Origin of the sequence: Actinoalloteichus spitiensis RMV-1378 (assembly GCF_000239155.1) — a bacterium.
Taxonomy (GTDB): Bacteria; Actinomycetota; Actinomycetes; order Mycobacteriales; family Pseudonocardiaceae; genus Actinoalloteichus_B; species Actinoalloteichus_B spitiensis.
Genome location: NZ_AGVX02000798.1, coordinates 1 through 1,034 on the forward strand (window position 1 = coordinate 1; position 1,034 = coordinate 1,034).

At 72.4% G+C, this 1,034-nt stretch carries 1 protein-coding gene; it reads right to left on the bottom strand.

The window, feature by feature from the left end; all coding sequences use genetic code 11:
* On the bottom strand, nucleotides 1-961 hold a 961-nt coding region (locus ACTIDRAF_RS0225380; RefSeq protein WP_016701456.1), incomplete at its 3' end, for a DUF2332 domain-containing protein.
* Nucleotides 962-1,034: the final 73 nt, after the last annotated feature.

Consider the following 1,034-nt stretch of genomic DNA (forward strand, 5'->3'; position numbering starts at 1 on the left):
CGTGAAGCGGGTCATGGCTTAGCCACCACAGTGGACGCTGCCGGCCGAGGGTCGCCAGCTCGGTGGCCAGCGCGGTGAGGTGCACGGTCGCGGTGGCCGGTTCCGCCCACCAGGGATCGCTGGTCAGCACCACGGGAACCGCATCCGGGGGAACCCTGTTGATCGCCGTGGCGATACCCGCCACCGGATCGCTGCTCACCATTTCGGGTGGGTTCTTACGCTGCGCGGCGAAACCCAAGGTCATCTTGGCCAACCAGTCGGGTTGGTCGGCCCACACACATGCCTCCAACCAGGCGACATCCTCGTCGTCGTCCAGGTTCGGTGGCCGCGAATCCACCCCGATCGTGGCGGCGAGCGGCAGTGACCTGGGGAGAGCGGGGAACCTCGCGCCGGGAGCCAGTTCGAGCGCGCACCGCAACCGGACCCGTGCTGCGGCGGGACCGGCGGACAGCTCGCCGACCTCGGCGCCCTGGTAGCGGTGGTGGTAGTGGTTGACGCCGAGCAGCAGCCCCGCCTCGGCGCCGAGGTGCACCAGCCCCAGTGGCTTCCTGGTCTCCGAGGCCAGCACGGCCAGGGCCGGGTAGAGCAGCGCGGCCCTGGTGATCTCGTTGTGCCGCACCGGGTGGCTGGCCGCGAGCGCGCCGATCCGCTCGGACCGGGCCAGGACGAACTCCCGGAAGAGCGGCCACGTCGAGCCGTCGGGCCCCGAGGTACCACCGAGGTCCGGGTAGTAACCGGCCAGCGGCAACCAGGGCTCGGCGGTCAGCAACCGGTGCGCCGCCGCGAACAGGGCCTCGGGACGGGGCTGTTCCGAGGGCAGACCGGCCACCGTCCGGAGCACCTCGTCGTCGTCGGCGGCGTTCTCGGCGAGGTGGGCGTAGAGCGGTGACACCCCCGCGGCCTGCCGGTGCGCGAAGTCGCGGAAGCTGTCCCGCACGGACCCGAGCCCGCCGTCGTCCATCTGCTCTCCCCACCTCGGTCGGGCAGCCGGAGCGTCGATCGGCTCACCGGCCGCCGGCGGCGCCGCCGTGGTC